The sequence below is a fragment of the Clavibacter capsici genome, from assembly GCF_001280205.1.
Classification (GTDB): domain Bacteria; phylum Actinomycetota; class Actinomycetes; order Actinomycetales; family Microbacteriaceae; genus Clavibacter; species Clavibacter capsici.
On sequence record NZ_CP012573.1, the window covers coordinates 2694647 to 2712224 of the forward strand.

Below are 17578 nucleotides of genomic sequence, written 5' to 3' on the forward strand. Positions count from 1 at the left end.
CTCCTACTTGCGCTTCTTGCCGGCGTTGCGGCGGCGAACGATGAGCTTGTCGCTGGGCTTGTTGATGTGGCGCGTGCGGCCTTCCTTCTGGCCCCACGGGCTGACCGGGTGGCGACCACCGGAGGTCTTGCCCTCACCACCACCGTGCGGGTGGTCGACCGGGTTCATCGCGACACCGCGGACGGTCGGGCGGACGCCCTTCCAGCGCATGCGGCCGGCCTTGCCCCAGTTGATGTTCGACTGCTCGGCGTTGCCGACCTCGCCGATGGTCGCGCGGCAGCGCGCATCGACGTTGCGGATCTCGCCCGAGGGGAGACGCAGCTGGGCGTAGGGGCCGTCCTTCGCCACGAGGCGCACGGAGGCGCCGGCGGAGCGGGCCATCTTCGCGCCGCCGCCGGGGCGGAGCTCGATGGCGTGGATGACGGTACCCGTCGGGATGTTGCGCAGCGGCAGGTTGTTGCCGGGCTTGATGTCGGCCTGGGCGCCCGACTCGATCTTGTCGCCCTGCTTCAGCTTGTTCGGCGCGAGGATGTAGCGCTTCGTGCCGTCGATGAAGTGCAGGAGCGCGATGCGCGCCGTGCGGTTGGGGTCGTACTCGATGTGGGCGACGGTCGCGATGACGCCGTCCTTGTCGTTGCGCTTGAAGTCGATCACGCGGTACTGGCGCTTGTGGCCACCACCGATGTGACGGGTCGTGATCCGACCCTGGTTGTTGCGGCCACCGGTCTTGGAGAGCGGGCGGAGCAGCGACTTCTCGGGCGTCGAGCGCGTGATCTCCACGAAGTCGGCGACGGACGAACCGCGACGACCCGGGGTCGTGGGCTTGTACTTGCGAATAGCCATTGGTGTTTTCCTAGTCCCGGTCTCAGCCGACAGTCGTGAAGATGTCGATGGAGCCCGACTTGAGGGAGACGATGGCGCGCTTGGTGTCCTTGCGCTTGCCCATCCCGAACTTGGTCCGGCGGGTCTTGCCCTGCTTGTTGAGCGTGTTGACCGACGCGACCTGCACGCCGAAGATCTTCTCGATCGCGAGCTTGATCTCGGTCTTGTTCGAGCGGGGGTCCACGATGAACGTGTACTTGCCCTGGTCGATCAGGCCGTAGCTCTTCTCGGAGACGACCGGCGCGATGATGATGTCGCGGGGGTCCTTCTGGGTGGCGCTCATGCGGCAACCTCTTCCTTGGCCGTCTTCGACGCGACGAACGCGTCGTACGCGCCCTTCGTGAAGACGATGTCGTCGCTCACGAGCACGTCGTACGCGTTGAGCTGGTCGTAGGACAGCACGTGGACCGTCGGGATGTTGCGCACGCTGCGGAGGCTGACCTCGTCGGTGCGCTCCAGGACGATGAGGACGTGCTTGCTCGTGGCGATGCCGTCGAGCAGCGCGACCACGGTCTTCGTCGAGGGGACGTCTCCGGCGGAGAGGCTCTCGATGACGTGGAGGCGGGCGCCGCGCGCGCGGTCGGAGAGGGCGCCGAGCAGAGCCGCGGCGATCATCTTCTTGGGGGTGCGCTGCGAGTAGTTGCGGGGCGTGGGTCCGTGGACGATGCCACCGCCGGTCATCTGGGGGGCGCGGATCGAGCCCTGACGAGCGCGGCCGGTCCCCTTCTGCTTGAACGGCTTGCGGCCGGCGCCGGAGACCTCGCCGCGGCCCTTGGTCTTGTGCGTTCCCTGGCGCGCCGCGGCGAGCTGGGCCACGACGACCTGGTGGATGAGCGGGACGTTGGTCTGCACGTCGAAGATCGACGCGGGCAGGTCGACGGAGCCGGTGACTGCACCGGTCGCGTCGAGGACGTCGAGCTGGGTGTCGGTAGCCATGACTACTTCCCCTTCACTGCGTTGCGGACGAAGACGATGCGGCCACGCGCGCCGGGCACTGCGCCCTTGACGAGCAGGAGGCCCTTCTCGGCGTCCACGCTGTGGACGACGAGGTTCAGCACGGTGACGCGCTCGCCGCCCATGCGACCGGCCATGCGCATGCCCTTGAAGACGCGGCTGGGGGTCGAGGAGGCGCCGATGGAGCCGGGCTTGCGGTGGTTGCGGTGCGAACCGTGCGAGGCGGAGACTCCCTTGAAGTTGTGGCGCTTCATGACGCCGGCGAAGCCCTTGCCCTTGCTGGTGCCGACGACGTCGACCTTGGTGCCGGGCTCGAAGGCGCCGACCGTGATCTCCTGGCCGAGCGAGTACTCGGCGAAGTCGGCCGTGCGGACCTCGGTGAGGTGGCGGCGCGGCGTGACGCCGGCCTTCTCGAAGTGGCCGGTGCTCGGCTTGTCGGCCTTGCGGGGGTCGATCTGGCCGTAGGCGATCTGGATGGCGCCGTAGCCGTCGACCTCGGGCGTGCGCACCTGGGTGACGACGTTCGGGGTGATCTGCACGACGGTCACGGGGATGAGCTTGTTGTTCTCGTCCCACACCTGCGTCATGCCCAGCTTCGTGCCGAGCAGACCGGTGAAAGTCCTGTTAGCGGTAGACATGGGTTCCCTTAGAGCTTGATCTCGATGTTGACGTCGGCCGGGAGGTCGAGTCGCATGAGCGAGTCGACCGCCTTCGGCGTCGGGTCGACGATGTCGATCAGACGCTTGTGCGTGCGCATCTCGAAGTGCTCGCGGCTGTCCTTGTACTTGTGGGGGGAACGGATCACGCAGATCACGTTCTTCTCCGTGGGCAGCGGCACCGGGCCGACGACCGTGGCGCCCGCGCGGGTCACCGTGTCGACGATCTTCCGGGCCGAGGAGTCGATGACCGAGTGGTCGTACGACTTAAGTCGGATGCGGATCTTCTGTCCCGCCATGTGTGACTCTCTCTCTTTCGTGCGTCATGCGGCCTCGGACCGTATTGGACGCGTGTGTCCCTCGCTCGGATCCGCGCGCCTCGTGGCGTGCCTCTCCGTGGTGCACCCGGGCGCGCATCGTGGGACGCGGCCTCGGGCAGCTCGTGCACCCGCCCGCATGCGGGCGCCGACGAGCTGTGCTCATCCGGTGGGTGTCGGTGCTTGTGCTCTGCTGCCCGCGGCCTAACCTGCCCAGGGAGCGACGTGCGCTCCGGGCGGCTATGCACTGCCTGGCAGTGATCCGGCGTCTCGCGCGCAGGGCGGCGTGCACCGGAATGTTGAACTAGACGAGTTTGTCATAGTCCGGCCATGCGTGCAACCCGGGCGTGTCGCGCCCACTCCCCCGTGTTTCCGGGCCCGGCACCGGGTGCCGACGCGTCCTCGACGGACGCTTCCGCATCACCGGTAGAGCAGGTTCCGGAGCTCCGTCTCCCCCGAGCCGAGGCGCTGCGGGTCGATGGTGCGGCCGTGCACGTACTCGTCCACGAGCCGCGGGTCCACGTAGCTGTTCTTCGCGATGGTCGGGGTGTTGCTCAGCACCTCGGACGCGTCGCGGTACGCCTGCGCGAGCGCCCGCTGCCGCTTGCCCTTGGTCTCCTCGGGCCCGTGCTTCGCGAGGCTGATCGCCGCGGCGACCGTGCCGTGGAGCGTCCGGAAGTCCTTGGCGGTGAACTCGCCGCCGGTGCGCTCGCGCACGTAGTCGTTGATATCCGCCGCGCCGAGCGGGTGCCAGTCGCTCCCGTCCCGGTAGGCGAGGAGGCGCGCGTTCGCACCCCGGCGCTTGAGGCCCTGGATCGCCTGGACGAGGTCCGCGTCACGGATGTCGCTCGACCACTCCTGCCCGCTCTTCGCGGGGAACTCGAGGTGGACGCTGTCGCCGTGGATGGTCACGTGGGAGCACAGCAGCGTCGAGAGCCCGTGGCTGCCGTTCGACTCCGCGTACCGCTCGCTGCCGACGCGGAGGCTCCCCGTGTCGAGCATGCGGAAGCCGGCGGCCAGCGCGCGCTCGCGCGTGTGCCCCTCCTGCCGGAGGTGCATGGTGACCTGGCGTCGCGCGGCCGGGAGGGACTCGGCGAGCTGCAGCGCGCGGTCGAACTTGATCCGGTCCTTCTGCTCGCGCCAGGTCGGGTGGTAGATGTACTGCCGGCGTCCGGCGCTGTCCATGCCCGTCGCCTGCACGTGGCCGTTGGCGTACGGGGCGATCCACACGTCGGTCCAGGCGGGCGGGATCCCGAGGTGCTCCATGCGGGCGCGCAGCTCCCGGTCGGTGACCCGGTTCCCGTCGGAGTCCAGGTAGGTCCAGCCCTTCCCCGAGCGCTTGCGCGTGTAGCCCTTGCCGGTGGCGTCGCTGCGCCGGAGTCTTACCATCCCTCGAACCTACGCGCTGGGCGCCCGATCGTTAGCGCACTACGCATCCGGGCCGGGCTTCCGCAGGAGCCCGTGACATCCGGCGCGGCGTTAACGGCCGACAGGGCCGGGCCATGACGGCCCGACCCTGTCGGAGGTGGTGCTGGTGGAGCTGTGCTACTTGACGATCTTCGTGACCGTGCCGGCGCCGACGGTGCGGCCACCCTCGCGGATGGCGAAGCCGAGGCCCTCCTCCATGGCGATCGGCTGGATCAGCGCGACGTTCATGTCGGTGGTGTCGCCGGGCATGACCATCTCGGTGCCCTCGGGCAGCGTGATGACGCCGGTGACGTCGGTGGTGCGGAAGTAGAACTGCGGACGGTAGTTCGCGTAGAACGGGTTGTGACGCCCGCCCTCCTCCTTGGAGAGGATGTACGCGGTGCCCTCGAAGTCCGTGTGCGGCGTGACCGAACCCGGCTTGACGATGACCTGGCCGCGCTCGACGTCCTCGCGCTTGGTGCCGCGGAGCAGGAGACCGCAGTTCTCGCCGGCCCAGGCCTCGTCGAGCTGCTTGTGGAACATCTCGATGCCCGTGACGGTGGTCTTGACGGTGGGACGGATGCCCACGATCTCGACGTCCGAGTTGATGGCCAGCGTGCCGCGCTCGGCGCGACCCGTGACGACGGTGCCACGACCGGTGATCGTGAAGACGTCCTCGACGGGCATGAGGAACGGCTTGTCCTTGTCGCGGACGGGCTCCGGGATGGAGTCGTCGACCGCGTCCATGAGCTTGACGATCTGCTCGACCCACTTCTCGTCGCCCTCGAGCGCCTTGAGGCCGGAGACCTGGACGACGGGGGCGTTGTCGCCGTCGAAGTCCTGGCTGGAGAGCAGCTCGCGGACCTCGAGCTCGACGAGCTCGAGGATCTCCTCGTCGTCGACCATGTCGGACTTGTTGAGCGCGACGAGCAGGTACGGCACGCCGACCTGCTTCGCGAGCAGGACGTGCTCGCGCGTCTGGGCCATGGGGCCGTCGGTGGCGGCGACCACGAGGATCGCGCCGTCCATCTGCGCCGCGCCGGTGATCATGTTCTTGATGTAGTCAGCGTGACCCGGGGCGTCGACGTGAGCGTAGTGACGCTTGGGCGTCTCGTACTCGACGTGCGAGATGTTGATCGTGATGCCGCGCTGGCGCTCCTCGGGAGCGGAGTCGATGGACGCGAAGTCGCGCTGCACGTTGGTCGCCGACGGGTACTTGTCCGCCAGGACCTTGGAGATCGCTGCCGTCAGCGTCGTCTTGCCGTGGTCGACGTGACCGATCGTTCCGATGTTGACGTGCGGCTTGGTCCGCTCGAACTTGGCCTTACCCACTGTGGGTCCTCCTCAGGACTCGGTTGCGGGGCGTCCGGTGTTCCCGGACGCCCTGCGTGTTGGAGATCTTGCTTATGGTACTGAAACGGCGGATGCCGCTCGAACTGGAGGGCTACTCGCCCTTGTTCTTCTGGACGATCTCGTCGGCGACAGCCTTCGGGACCTCGGCGTAGCTGCCGAAGCTCATCGAGTACACCGCGCGGCCCGAGGTCTTGCTCCTCAGGTCGCCGACGTAGCCGAACATCTCCGACAGGGGGACGTTGGCGGTGATGACCTTCACGCCGCTCGCGTCCTCCATCGCCTGGATCTGCCCGCGTCGGGAGTTCAGGTCGCCGATGACGTCGCCCATGTACTCCTCGGGCGTGCGGACCTCGACGGCCATGAGCGGCTCGAGCAGCACGGGCTTCGCCTTGCGCGCGGCCTCCTTGAAGGCCATCGAGCCGGCGATCTTGAACGCCATCTCCGAGGAGTCGACGTCGTGCGCGGCGCCGTCCAGCAGCGTCGCCTTCACGCCCACCATGGGGTAGCCGGCGAGCACGCCGACCTGGAGGGCGTCCTGGATGCCCGCGTCGACCGAGGGGATGTACTCCCGCGGGACGCGACCGCCGGTGACCTTGTTGTCGAACTCGTAGGTCTTCTCCGCGGTCACCTCCATGGGCTCGATCTTGATCTGGATCTTGGCGAACTGGCCCGATCCACCCGTCTGCTTCTTGTGGGTGAAGTCGTGCTTGTCGACGGTGCCGCGGATGGTCTCACGGTACGCGACCTGCGGCTTGCCGACGTTCGCCTCGACGTTGAACTCGCGCTTCATGCGGTCGACCAGGATGTCGAGGTGGAGCTCGCCCATGCCCTTGATGACCGTCTGACCGGTCTCCTGGTTCTGCTCCGTGCGGAAGGTCGGGTCCTCCTCGGCGAGCTTCTGGATGGCGACACCCAGCTTCTCCTGGTCGGCCTTCGTCTTCGGCTCGATGGCGACCTCGATGACGGGCTCGGGGAACGTCATCGACTCGAGCACGATCTGCTCGTTCGGGTCGCACAGCGTGTCGCCCGTGGTCGTGTCCTTGAGGCCGATGACCGCGTAGATGTGACCCGCGGTGACCGAGTCGACCGGGTTCTCCTTGTTGGAGTGCATCTGGAAGATCTTGCCGATGCGCTCCTTCTTGCCCTTGGTCGAGTTGATGACCTGCGAGCCGCCCGCGATGGTGCCCGAGTAGACCCGGACGTACGTGAGGCGACCGAAGAACGGGTGCACCGCGACCTTGAACGCGAGAGCCGAGAACGGCTCGGTCGCGTCGGGCTTGCGGATGATGACCTTCTCCTCGTCGCGCACGTCGTGGCCCTCCATGGGGGGCACGTCGAGCGGGCTGGGGAGGTAGTCGATGACCGCGTCGAGCATCGGCTGGACACCGCGGTTCTTGAACGCGGAGCCGCACAGCACGGGGTAGATCTCGCTGTTGACGGTGAGCTTGCGGATGGCGGCCTTGATCTCCGCCACCGTCAGCTCCTCGCCGCCGAAGTACTTCTCGAGCAGCGCGTCGTCGGTCTCGGCGACGGTCTCGAGCAGCTTGGCCCGGTACTCGTCCGCCTTGTCCTGGAGGTCCGCGGGGATCTCCTCGATCTCGTACTTCGCACCGAGCTCGACGTCTCCCTTGGAGTCGCCGCGCCAGGTCAGCGCACGCATCTCGACGAGGTCGATGACGCCCTCGAAGCCGCTCTCGGAGCCGATGGGCAGCTGGATGACCAGCGGCTTGGCGCCGAGGCGGTTGACGATGGTGTCGACCGTGAAGTAGAAGTCCGCGCCGAGCTTGTCCATCTTGTTGACGAAGCAGATGCGCGGCACGTCGTACTTGTCGGCCTGGCGCCACACCGTCTCGGACTGGGGCTCGACGCCCTCCTTGCCGTCGAACACGGCGACCGCGCCGTCGAGGACGCGGAGCGAGCGCTCCACCTCGACCGTGAAGTCGACGTGCCCGGGGGTGTCGATGATGTTGATCTGGTTCTTGTTCCAGAAGCACGTCGTCGCGGCGGACGTGATAGTGATGCCGCGCTCCTGCTCCTGGGCCATCCAGTCCATCGTGGCGGCGCCGTCGTGGACCTCGCCGATCTTGTGAGTGATGCCCGTGTAGAACAGGATGCGCTCGGTGGTGGTGGTCTTGCCGGCATCGATGTGAGCCATGATGCCGATGTTGCGGACCTTGTTCAGGTCGGTGAGCACGTCCTGTGCCACAGGTTCCTCCGAAAGGGGTTGGTGGTGCTGTCGAACGAGGTGGTCGACTACCAGCGGTAGTGCGCGAACGCCTTGTTCGACTCGGCCATCTTGTGGGTGTCCTCGCGGCGCTTGACCGCGGCACCGAGGCCGTTGGATGCGTCGAGGATCTCGTTGGTGAGACGCTCGGTCATGGTCTTCTCGCGACGCGACTTGGCGTACGTCGTGAGCCAGCGGAGCGCGAGGGTGTTCGCGCGGTGCGGCTTGACCTCGATCGGCACCTGGTAGGTGGAGCCACCCACGCGGCGCGAACGCACCTCGAGGGCCGGGCGGACGTTGTCGAGCGCCTTCTTCAGCGTGACGACGGCGTCCTGGCCGTTCTTCGCGGCGACGCCGGCGAGGGCGTCGTAGACGATCTTCTCGGCGAGGCCCTTCTTGCCGTCGAGCAGGATCTTGTTGACGAGCTGGCTGACGATCGGCGCACCGTAGACGGGATCTGCGACGACAGGGCGCTTGGGGGCGGGACCCTTGCGAGGCATTACTTCTTCTCCATCTTCGCGCCGTACCGGCTGCGAGCCTGCTTGCGGTTCTTCACGGCCTGGGTGTCGAGCGCACCGCGGACGATCTTGTAGCGGACGCCGGGGAGGTCCTTCACGCGACCGCCGCGGACGAGCACCATGGAGTGCTCCTGGAGGTTGTGGCCCTCACCGGGGATGTAGGCCGTGACCTCCTGGCCGTTGCTGAGCTTGACGCGGGCGACCTTGCGGAGGGCCGAGTTCGGCTTCTTCGGCGTGGTCGTGTACACGCGGGTGCAGACGCCCCGCTGCTGGGGGTTGGCCTTCAGGGCGGGCGCCTTGGTCTTGACGACCTTGGGCGTGCGGCCCTTGCGGACCAGCTGCTGGATGGTTGGCACTACGGGACTCCTCGATGCTGCACGGTGACAGCGGGTTGATGGTCAGCATTCGAGCCCGCAGGACGGGCTCGAGTTCAACTGGACCCACGCGTCCGCCGACCACGGGAGTGGGAGGCGCCGGCGGGTATGCCGTGGGGGCCGGCCGGAATGGCCGAACCCTGATCGGTGCGTTGAAGGCCCGCTCGAGCGCCCCGACTCCATGGCACGACACGAGCGCACGCCTGAGCGCACACCTCCACCACGATACAGTTCCGCGACTCGCCGGTCAAACGGTGGACGAGGGGCCGCGAGCGGCCAGCGCGACCGCCCCGAGGCCCAGCAGGACGGAGACGCCGAGCACGGCGATCCCGAACGGATCCACCAGGTGCCGGATCGCGAACGCGAGGCTCGCGAACGCGTCCGCGCCGCCCGCCAGGTAGACGACGGCGCCGACGATCCCGTAGGCGAGCCACGCGGCGGCGCCCCAGCCGACCACCGGCAGGACGGCGATCCGCCGCTCGCGATCCGCCGCGCGTGCGGTGCGGACGAGGCCGCCGGCGAAGACGAGCGTGGCGCTCAGCACCATGAGCGGGCCGAGGAGGACTCCCGCGTCCCGCTCCGGGATGACCTCGTCACCGCCGAGGAGCGAGACGAAGCCGAAGACGCACACCACCAGCGCGACGTGCAGGACGGCGGCCAGGAGGGGGATCACTCCCCCAGCCTGACACGCGTCAGCGGTGGTCGGGCTGCTCGGCCAGCTTGCGGTCGTACTCGGCGCGGGCCTCGACGTTCTTCGCCTTGACGCGGCGGCCGCGGGCGCTGATGCCGGCGCCCAGCCAGGTGACGAGCTCGCGGGCGAGGAAGCCCGCGAGGATCCCGTCGGGGAAGGTCACCGTGCGCTGCAGCAGGAGGGCCTGCTCCGAGGGGGCGAGGTCCATGACGCCGCCCTGGAGGAGGCGCGTGCCGACGTACGCGGCGTAGACGAGGATCGCGACGGGCAGCCCGCCGAGGACGAACGCCCACCACCCGCCGCGGTTGACGAGGAGCGCGAGCAGCACGAAGAGGACCAGGAACGCGATGGTGGGCACGTAGAAGACGGGCGACAGCAGGTACCGCCCGAAGACGTCGCCGAAGGCGTCCGGGTTCCGCACCGAGGCGAGGAGCGCCGTGCCCAGCGAGTAGAGGAGGGCGAAGACGATGGCGGCGACGACCGCGATGAGCACGCCGAACCCGCGGTTGCCGCGCTTCTCCGGCGGGACGGGCGCCTGCACGTAGATGGGCTGCGACGGCGACTGGCGCTGCGCCTCCTCGTCGCGGGCGCGGCGGTCGCGCTCCTCGCGCTCGCGGGCGTCGGCCTCACGGGCCTCGCGCTCGCGGCGCTCGCGGTCCTCGACGTCGCGCTGGCGGGCCTCCGCCTCGCGCGCCTCGACCTCGCGGGCCTCCGCCTCGCGCGCCTCGCGCTCGCGGGCGTCGCGCTCGCGTGCCTCGGCGATGCGGGCCTCGGACTCGCGTGCCTCCCGGGCCTCGCGCTCGCGTGCCTCGTCGACGGGGGCGGCGAACGCGGTCTGGTCGAAGGTCGAGGTGTCGGAGTGCGCGGTGTCCGCCGTGCGGTCGGCGGGGCCGTCGTCGAAGGCGGCGGCGGCGCGCTCGTCGGGCGTGCGGGGATCGCGCGGCTGGTCGGCCTCGTCGGGCTGTCGGTGCGGGGCGGGCCTGTCGTCGGTCATGGCATGAACCTACCGTCGGCCGCCGCCCCCGCCTCGGAGGCGTGCCGCGGCGGACAGAACGGACGGGCGGCCTAGAAGGGCTCGAGCAGCCGCTGCAGGAAGCGCCGCGTGCGCTCCTCGGCGGGATGCTGCAGCACCTGCGACGGGTGCCCGCGCTCCACGACGACGCCGCCGTCCATGAACACGATCTCGTCGGCGACCTGGCGCGCGAACGCCAGCTCGTGCGTGACGATCACCATCGTCCACGCCTCGTCGGCGAGCTCCTTGATGACGCTGAGCACCTCGCCCACGAGCTCGGGGTCGAGGGCCGAGGTCGGCTCGTCGAACAGGAGGATCTGCGGACGCAGGGCGAGCGCGCGCACGATGCCGACCCGCTGCTGCTGTCCGCCGGAGAGCTGGAACGGGTGCTGGTCGCGCTTGTCGGCCAGCCCCACGCGCGCGAGCAGCTCCTCGGCCTCGCGGGTCGCCTCGGCGACGGGACGCCGCTGCACCTGCACCGGACCCTCGATGACGTTCTCCAGCACGGTCTTGTGCGGGAAGAGGTTGTACTGCTGGAAGACCATGGCCGAGCGGTCGCGCAGGGCGAGCAGCTCGCGGTTCCGCGGCTTCGCGGCGAAGTCGACGCGGAGCGGGCCGGTCGTGCGGGAGCGGGAGTCGGCGTCCGCCGCGGCGACCTCGACCACGCCCTGCTCGGGCACCTCGAGCCCGTTGAGCGAGCGGAGGACCGTCGTCTTGCCGGATCCGCTCGGGCCGATGAGCGCCGTCACGCCGCCGCGCCGCACCTCGAGGTCGATGGAGCGCAGCACCTCGTTGTCGCCGAACGACTTGCGGAGGCCGCGGACGGTGAGGACGGGCTCGCCGGGCGCGCGGTGCGCCGCGGGCGCCGGATCGGCGGGATCAGTGGGCGACATACCGGTCGAGCCTCCTCTCGAGGCGGGTCTGCGCGAACGACAGCACGAGGCAGACGAGCCAGTAGATCAGCGCCGCCTCCAGGTACAGCAGCATGTACTCGAACGTGGACGACGCGATGAGCTGCGCCTGCTTGAAGAGCTCGGTCACGAGGATCACCGAGGCGAGGGACGTGTCCTTCACCAGGCTGATGAACGTGTTCGACAGCGGCGGCACGGACACCCGGGCCGCCTGCGGCACGATGATCCGCCGGAGCGTCATGGCGCGGGACATGCCGATCGTGTGGCCGGCCTCCCACTGCCCGCGCGGCACGGAGAGGATCGACGCCCGGATGATCTCCGCCGCGTACCCGCCGACGTTGACCGACAGCGCGATGACCGCGCTCGGCCAGGGCGGGAGCACGACGCCGATGGACGGCAGCCCGTAGAAGATCACGAACAGCTGCACCAGGAGCGGCGTGCCCCGCACGACGGAGATGTAGAAGCGGGCGATGCCGGAGACGACCCGGTTGCCGTAGAGGCGCATGAGCGCGAGGCCCAGCGCGATGGCGAGGCCGAGCGCGAAGGTGACGAGCGCCAGCGGGATGGTGCCGCGGATCGTCTCGAGCGCGAGCGGCCCGAAGGACGACCAGAACAGGTCCCACTCCCTCGACATGCGATCCCCTCGTCTCGTCCTCGACCGTCAGCGTACGCGGCGGGCTACTGCGAGACGTCCGCGCCGAAGTACTTCTCGGAGATGGACGCCAGCGTGCCGTCGGCCCGCAGGTCGGCGAGGGCCCGGTCGACGGCCGCCACGAGGTCGTCGCTGCCCTTGCGGAGGACGAAGGCGTTGAGCGACGGGTCGTCGGTCTGCGCCGCGACCTCGAGGTCGGAGTCGCCCTGCTGCTTCTGGTAGTCGAGGAGCGTGAGGCGGTCGTTGATGGTCGCGTCGACGCGGCCCTGCTGGAGGAGCGTCACGGCCTGCGCGAACCCCTCGACGGCCTCGACCTTGGCGCCGCTCTCGGTGGCGAGCTCGTTCCAGTTGCTCGTGAGCGACTGCGCCGTGGTCTTGCCCTCGAGGTCGGCGAACGAGGAGATGCCCGAGTCGGATCCCTTGACGATGATGACGCCGGGCGAGACGGTGTACGGCTCGGAGAAGTCGTAGACCTCCTTGCGCTCGTCCGTGATGGAGATCTGGTTGGCGATGACGTCCCAGCGGCCGGCCTCGAGGCCGGCGAAGATGCCGTCGAACTGGGTCTCCTCGAAGACCGGCTCCACGCCGAGCTTGCCGGCGACGGCCGTGGCGACGTCGACGTCGTAGCCCGTGAGCGCGCCCGACCCGGATCCCTCGTGGAAGGAGAAGGGCGAGTAGGTGCCCTCGGTGCCGATGACGAGCTTCCCGGCGGCCTGCACGTCGGAGAGGCTCGACGCGGCGGCGGGGGTGCCCGAGGTGCCCGCCGCGGTCCCCGTGCCCGCGTCGCCCGAGGCGCAGCCGGCGAGGCCGAGGGCGGCGACGGCGACGAGGCCGGTGAGGGCGAGGGACGGACGGATGCGGGAGCGGAGCGACATGGGGGTCCTTGCGGTCACGGCGGATCCCGGTGCGGGATCGCCTCGTGCGGGTGCTGTGTGCGGTGATGCGGCGCCGGATGCCCGGATGCGCGGGAGCGCCGACCGCCATCGTCTCAACGCCTGCGGCCCATCGGTATTCCCGAGTCGCCGCATGACGGACGCGGCGCGCACGGGGCGCCCCGCTCCGCCTAGAACAGGGGCTCGGGATCCGTGCCGTCGCCGTCGTCCGCCACCGGACCGATCTCCCCCTCGAGCTCCAGCAGCCGCAGGGCCACGAAGCGGTCGAGGGCCTGGCGGATGACGGGCGCGAGCGGCACGAGCTCGCGCGCGAGCGCCTGGTCCACCACGTGCTGGATCTCCGCGCTCCGCTCCCCGTAGTCCACGAACGCGGGCATGCCGAAGGGGTGCTCGCGGTAGGCCGGCCCGCGGGTCTCGCGGTAGAGGCGCTCCCGCGCGTCCAGCGCGGCCTCCGCCCGGGCGGCCTCGAGCGCGGCGATCAGCGGGTGGATGGCGGTGTGGGGCGCGTCGTGGGGGATCGCCTCCTGACCCGTGAAGAACGAGGCGTCGCACGCGGGGCAGGGACCGGATCCGCCGCCGGGCGACGACGCGGACCCGGTGGCGTAGCGGAGGGCGTGCGCGCGCCACGCCAGGACGACGTCCTCCAGCATCCGCACGTCGACGCCTCCTCGGGTCCCGGCGCGGGGCCGCCGGGTGGCCCCACTTTATCGCCGGGTCGACGGGCGGCCGGGGACGAGGAAGGGCCCCGCCGGAGCGGGGCCCTTCTCATCGTGCGCTCACGCGCCGGCTGTCCTAGTTGTAGGTGCCGGGCGTGTAGTCGTCCGAGCTGAAGCTGTCGAAGTCGACGAAGCTCAGGTCGGACTCGTTGAACACCGACTCATCCGTGAAGATGCGGTTCGGGTAGCGCTCGGCCTTGGCCTCCTCCGTCGCGGTGACGGTGACGTCGCGGTACTTCGCGAGCCCCGTCCCGGCCGGGATCAGCTTGCCGATGATGACGTTCTCCTTGAGGCCCATCAGCGGGTCGGACTTGCCCTCCATGGCGGCCTGCGTGAGCACGCGGGTCGTCTCCTGGAAGGACGCGGCCGACAGCCACGACTCGGTCGCGAGCGAGGCCTTGGTGATGCCCATGACCTCCTGGCGGGCGGAGGCGGTCTTCTTGCCCTCCGTCAGCGTGGCGCGGTTGACCTCGTTGTAACGGGCCCGGTCGACCAGCTCACCGGGGAGGAGGTCCGTGTCGCCGTGCTCGACGACCGTGACCTTGCGCAGCATCTGCCGCACGATGACCTCGATGTGCTTGTCGTGGATCGGGACGCCCTGCGAGCGGTAGACGCCCTGGACGCCGCCCACGAGGTGCTTCTGCACCTCGCGCACGCCCTTGACCCGGAGGACCTCCTTCGGGTCGATGGCGCCGACGTGCAGCTGCTGCCCGAGCTCGACGTGCTGGCCGTCCTCGACGAGGAGGGTCGCGCGCTTGAGCACCGGGTAGACGTGCGGCTCGTCGCCGTTGTCCGGGGTCAGGATCACCTTGCGGCTGCGATCCGTGTCCTCGATCGTGATGCGACCGGCGGCCTCCGCGATGGGCGACGCACCCTTGGGGGTGCGGGCCTCGAAGAGCTCCTGCACGCGGGGCAGACCCTGCGTGATGTCGTCCGCCGATGCCACACCACCGGTGTGGAAGGTGCGCATCGTGAGCTGCGTGCCGGGCTCGCCGATCGACTGGGCCGCGATGATGCCGACGGCCTCGCCGATGTCGACGAGCTTGCCCGTGGCGAGCGAGCGGCCGTAGCAGGCCGCGCACACGCCGACGGCGGACTCGCAGGTCAGGACCGAGCGCACCTTGATCTCGTGCACGCCGGCCGCGATCAGGTGGTCGATCATGACGTCGCCGACGTCGCTGCCCGCGGGGGCCACGACCTCGCCGGCCTCGTTGACCGCGTCGGCGGCCAGCGAGCGGGCGTACACGGAGTTCTCCACGTTGGAGTCGCGGACCGACGTGCCGTCCGCCGCCTGGATGGCGATCGGCAGGTCGAGGCCGCGGCTCGTGCCGCAGTCGTCCTCGCGGATGATGACGTCCTGCGACACGTCCACCAGACGACGGGTGAGGTACCCGGAGTCGGCGGTGCGCAGCGCGGTGTCGGCCAGTCCCTTGCGGGCGCCGTGGGTGGAGATGAAGTACTCCGCCACCGTCAGGCCCTCGCGGTACGAGTGGACGATCGGGCGGGGGATGATCTCGCCCTTCGGGTTCGACACGAGGCCGCGCATGCCGGCGATCTGGCGGACCTGCATCCAGTTGCCTCGTGCCCCGGAGGACACCATGCGGTTGATGTTGTTGTCGGCGGGGAGGTTGTCCTCCATCGCCTTCGCGACCTCGGCGGTGGCCTTGTTCCAGATCTCGATGAGCTCCTGACGACGCTCGGCGTTCGTCGTGAGGCCCTTCTCGAACTGGCCCTGGACCTTGGCGGCCTGCTTCTCGTAGCCCGACAGGATGGCCGCCTTGGTGGGCGGGGTCAGCACGTCGGAGAGGGCGACCGTGACGCCGGAGCGCGTGGCCCAGTAGAAGCCCGCGTCCTTGATCCGGTCGAGCGCTGCCGCGACCTCCACCTTGGGGTAGCGCTCGGCGAGGTCGTTGACGATCTCGGAGAGCTTGCCCTTGTCGGCGACGGCCTCGATGTACGGGTAGTCGACCGGCAGGGTCTCGTTGAACAGCGCGCGACCGAGGGTGGTCTCGAGCAGCACGGGGCCGACCGTCTTGCCCTTCTCGTCGAGCTCGACGCCCTCGGGCGCCTCGCCCTCGCCGAAGTAGATGTCGTGCAGGCGGATGCGCACCTTGGCGTTGAGGTCCAGCGAGAGCTGGTCCTTCGCCAGGATGGCCTCGGCCACCGAGCTGAACGCGCGACCCTCACCGGCGACGCCCTCCTTGAGGGTGGTCAGGTGGTGCAGGCCGATGATCATGTCCTGCGTGGGCAGGGTGACCGGGCGTCCGTCCGACGGCTTGAGGATGTTGTTCGAGGCGAGCATCAGGATGCGCGCCTCGGCCTGGGCCTCGACCGACAGGGGCAGGTGGACGGCCATCTGGTCGCCGTCGAAGTCCGCGTTGAACGCGGCGCAGACGAGCGGGTGCAGCTGGATGGCCTTGCCCTCCACGAGCTGGGGCTCGAACGCCTGGATGCCCAGGCGGTGGAGCGTGGGCGCGCGGTTGAGCAGCACGGGGCGCTCGCGGATGATCTCCTCGAGCACGTCCCAGACCTGTCCGCGGCTGCGCTCGACCATGCGCTTGGCGGCCTTGATGTTCTGGGCGTGGCTCAGGTCGATGAGGCGCTTGATGACGAACGGCTTGAACAGCTCGAGCGCCATCTGCTTCGGCAGACCGCACTGGTGCAGCTTGAGCTGCGGTCCGACGATGATGACCGAGCGGCCCGAGTAGTCCACGCGCTTGCCGAGCAGGTTCTGGCGGAACCGGCCCTGCTTGCCCTTCAGCATGTCGCTGAGGGACTTGAGCGCGCGGTTGCCGGTGCCCGTGACGGGACGACCGCGGCGGCCGTTGTCGAACAGCGCGTCGACGGCCTCCTGCAGCATGCGCTTCTCGTTGTTCACGATGATCTCGGGAGCGCCGAGGTCCAGCAGGCGACGGAGGCGGTTGTTGCGGTTGATCACGCGGCGGTACAGGTCGTTCAGGTCGCTGGTCGCGAAGCGGCCGCCGTCGAGCTGCACCATCGGGCGCAGCTCCGGCGGGATGACCGGGACGACCTGCAGCACCATCGCGGCCGGCGAGTTGCCCGTCGCGAGGAAGGAGCTGACGACGCGCAGGCGCTTGATGGCGCGGATCTTCTTCTGGCCCTTGCCGGTGGCGATCTGCTCGCGGAGCAGCTCCCCCTCGGCCTCGAGGTCGAAGGCCTCCAGGCGCTTCTGGATCGCCTCGGCGCCCATGTGGGCCTCGAAGTAGATGCCGAAGCGGTCCTGCAGCTCGTGGAAGACGGCGTCCTCGGGCTTGAGCTCGCCGACCTTGAGGCTGCGGAACTCCTCCCAGACGCGCTCGAGACGGGAGATGTCCTCGTCGAACGCCTTGCGCGTCTGACCCATCTCCTTCTCGGCGCCGTCCTTCGCGCGGCGCTTCTGGTCGCTCTTGGCGCCCTCGGCCTCCAGCGCGGCCAGGTCGGTCTCGAGGCGCCCGAGGCGCTCCGCGATCTGGCTGTCGCGCTGGTCCTGCAGGGTCTTGATCTCGAGCCGGAGCTCGTTCTCGAGGCCCGGCATGTCCTCGTGGCGAGCGTCCTCGTCCACGCTGATCACCATGTAGGCGGCGAAGTAGATGACCTTCTCGAGGTCCTTCGGCGCCATGTCGAGCAGGTAGCCGAGGCGCGAGGGCACGCCCTTGAAGTACCAGATGTGCGTGACGGGCGCGGCGAGCTCGATGTGGCCCATGCGCTCGCGGCGCACCGCGGACTTGGTGACCTCGACGCCGCAGCGCTCGCAGACGATTCCCTTGAAGCGCACCCGCTTGTACTTGCCGCAGGAGCACTCCCAGTCACGGCTGGGTCCGAAGATCTGCTCTCCGAAGAGGCCGTCCTTCTCGGGCTTCAGCGTGCGGTAGTTGATGGTCTCAGGCTTCTTGACCTCACCGTGCGACCAGCGGCGGATGTCGTCGGCCGTCGCGAGGCCGATCCGCAGCTCATCGAAAGTTGTTACGTCGAGCAATTTTCCTTCTCTCCTTGGAAAGCTTCGAGTCGAAAGTCTTGA

At 69.3% G+C, this 17578-nt stretch carries 17 protein-coding genes; all 17 read right to left on the reverse strand.

Translation table 11 applies throughout. The features are described from left to right. Positions 1-3 precede the first annotated feature (3 nt). Positions 4-843 (reverse strand): 50S ribosomal protein L2, encoded by an 840-nt coding sequence (gene rplB, locus AES38_RS12610; RefSeq protein ID WP_053775257.1) that lies wholly within the window; start codon positions 841-843, stop codon positions 4-6. A 22-nt stretch (positions 844-865) separates the two neighbouring features. Further along, the gene (gene rplW / locus AES38_RS12615) at positions 866-1165 is read right to left on the reverse strand and encodes a 50S ribosomal protein L23 (RefSeq protein ID WP_012039304.1); all 300 of its coding nucleotides are present in this window, start codon (positions 1163-1165) and stop codon (positions 866-868) included. Then, complete coding sequence (gene rplD / locus AES38_RS12620) at positions 1162-1818, reverse strand: 50S ribosomal protein L4 (protein WP_043668795.1); 657 nt, start codon at positions 1816-1818, stop codon at positions 1162-1164. The genes rplW and rplD overlap by 4 nt, the downstream gene beginning before the upstream one ends. A 2-nt stretch (positions 1819-1820) precedes the next feature. Further along, entirely contained in the window at positions 1821-2474 is a 654-nt protein-coding gene (rplC, locus tag AES38_RS12625) for a 50S ribosomal protein L3 (RefSeq protein ID WP_053775258.1), read from the reverse strand. 8 nt (positions 2475-2482) lie between these two features. Further along, the gene (gene rpsJ, locus AES38_RS12630) at positions 2483-2791 is read right to left on the reverse strand and encodes a 30S ribosomal protein S10 (RefSeq protein ID WP_012039307.1); all 309 of its coding nucleotides are present in this window, start codon (positions 2789-2791) and stop codon (positions 2483-2485) included. 438 nt (positions 2792-3229) lie between these two features. Then, a complete protein-coding gene (locus AES38_RS12635; protein ID WP_053775259.1) occupies positions 3230-4198 on the reverse strand; it encodes a DNA topoisomerase IB in 969 nt (322 codons plus the stop codon). Positions 4199-4354: 156 nt separating this feature from the next. Further along, positions 4355-5548, reverse strand: coding sequence for an elongation factor Tu (gene tuf, locus AES38_RS12640; protein WP_053775260.1), 1194 nt, complete (start codon positions 5546-5548; stop codon positions 4355-4357). 112 nt (positions 5549-5660) lie between these two features. Next, entirely contained in the window at positions 5661-7775 is a 2115-nt protein-coding gene (fusA, locus tag AES38_RS12645; protein ID WP_053775261.1) for an elongation factor G, read from the reverse strand. Positions 7776-7822: 47 nt separating this feature from the next. Continuing rightward, the gene (gene rpsG / locus AES38_RS12650) at positions 7823-8293 is read right to left on the reverse strand and encodes a 30S ribosomal protein S7 (RefSeq protein ID WP_012039311.1); all 471 of its coding nucleotides are present in this window, start codon (positions 8291-8293) and stop codon (positions 7823-7825) included. Beyond that, complete coding sequence (gene rpsL, locus AES38_RS12655) at positions 8293-8667, reverse strand: 30S ribosomal protein S12 (protein WP_012039312.1); 375 nt, start codon at positions 8665-8667, stop codon at positions 8293-8295. Before rpsL ends, rpsG begins: the two co-directional genes overlap by 1 nt. Before the next feature lie 265 nt (positions 8668-8932). Beyond that, positions 8933-9358, reverse strand: a complete 426-nt coding sequence (locus AES38_RS12660; RefSeq protein ID WP_053775262.1) for a DUF6121 family protein — start codon at positions 9356-9358, stop codon at positions 8933-8935. Positions 9359-9377: 19 nt separating this feature from the next. After that, entirely contained in the window at positions 9378-10370 is a 993-nt protein-coding gene (locus AES38_RS12665; protein WP_053775263.1) for a hypothetical protein, read from the reverse strand. Between the two features lie 71 nt (positions 10371-10441). Next, positions 10442-11281, reverse strand: a complete 840-nt coding sequence (locus AES38_RS12670; protein ID WP_053775264.1) for an amino acid ABC transporter ATP-binding protein — start codon at positions 11279-11281, stop codon at positions 10442-10444. Then, a complete protein-coding gene (locus AES38_RS12675; RefSeq protein WP_053775265.1) occupies positions 11268-11933 on the reverse strand; it encodes an amino acid ABC transporter permease in 666 nt (221 codons plus the stop codon). Before AES38_RS12675 ends, AES38_RS12670 begins: the two co-directional genes overlap by 14 nt. A 44-nt stretch (positions 11934-11977) precedes the next feature. Further along, the gene (locus AES38_RS12680; RefSeq protein ID WP_053775266.1) at positions 11978-12826 is read right to left on the reverse strand and encodes an amino acid ABC transporter substrate-binding protein; all 849 of its coding nucleotides are present in this window, start codon (positions 12824-12826) and stop codon (positions 11978-11980) included. A gap of 188 nt (positions 12827-13014) precedes the next feature. Then, positions 13015-13494: a hypothetical protein gene (locus tag AES38_RS12685; protein ID WP_244629272.1), complete on the reverse strand. Its 480-nt coding sequence runs from the start codon at positions 13492-13494 to the stop codon at positions 13015-13017. 142 nt (positions 13495-13636) lie between these two features. Continuing rightward, positions 13637-17536, reverse strand: coding sequence for a DNA-directed RNA polymerase subunit beta' (locus AES38_RS12690; protein ID WP_053775268.1), 3900 nt, complete (start codon positions 17534-17536; stop codon positions 13637-13639). Positions 17537-17578 lie beyond the last annotated feature (42 nt).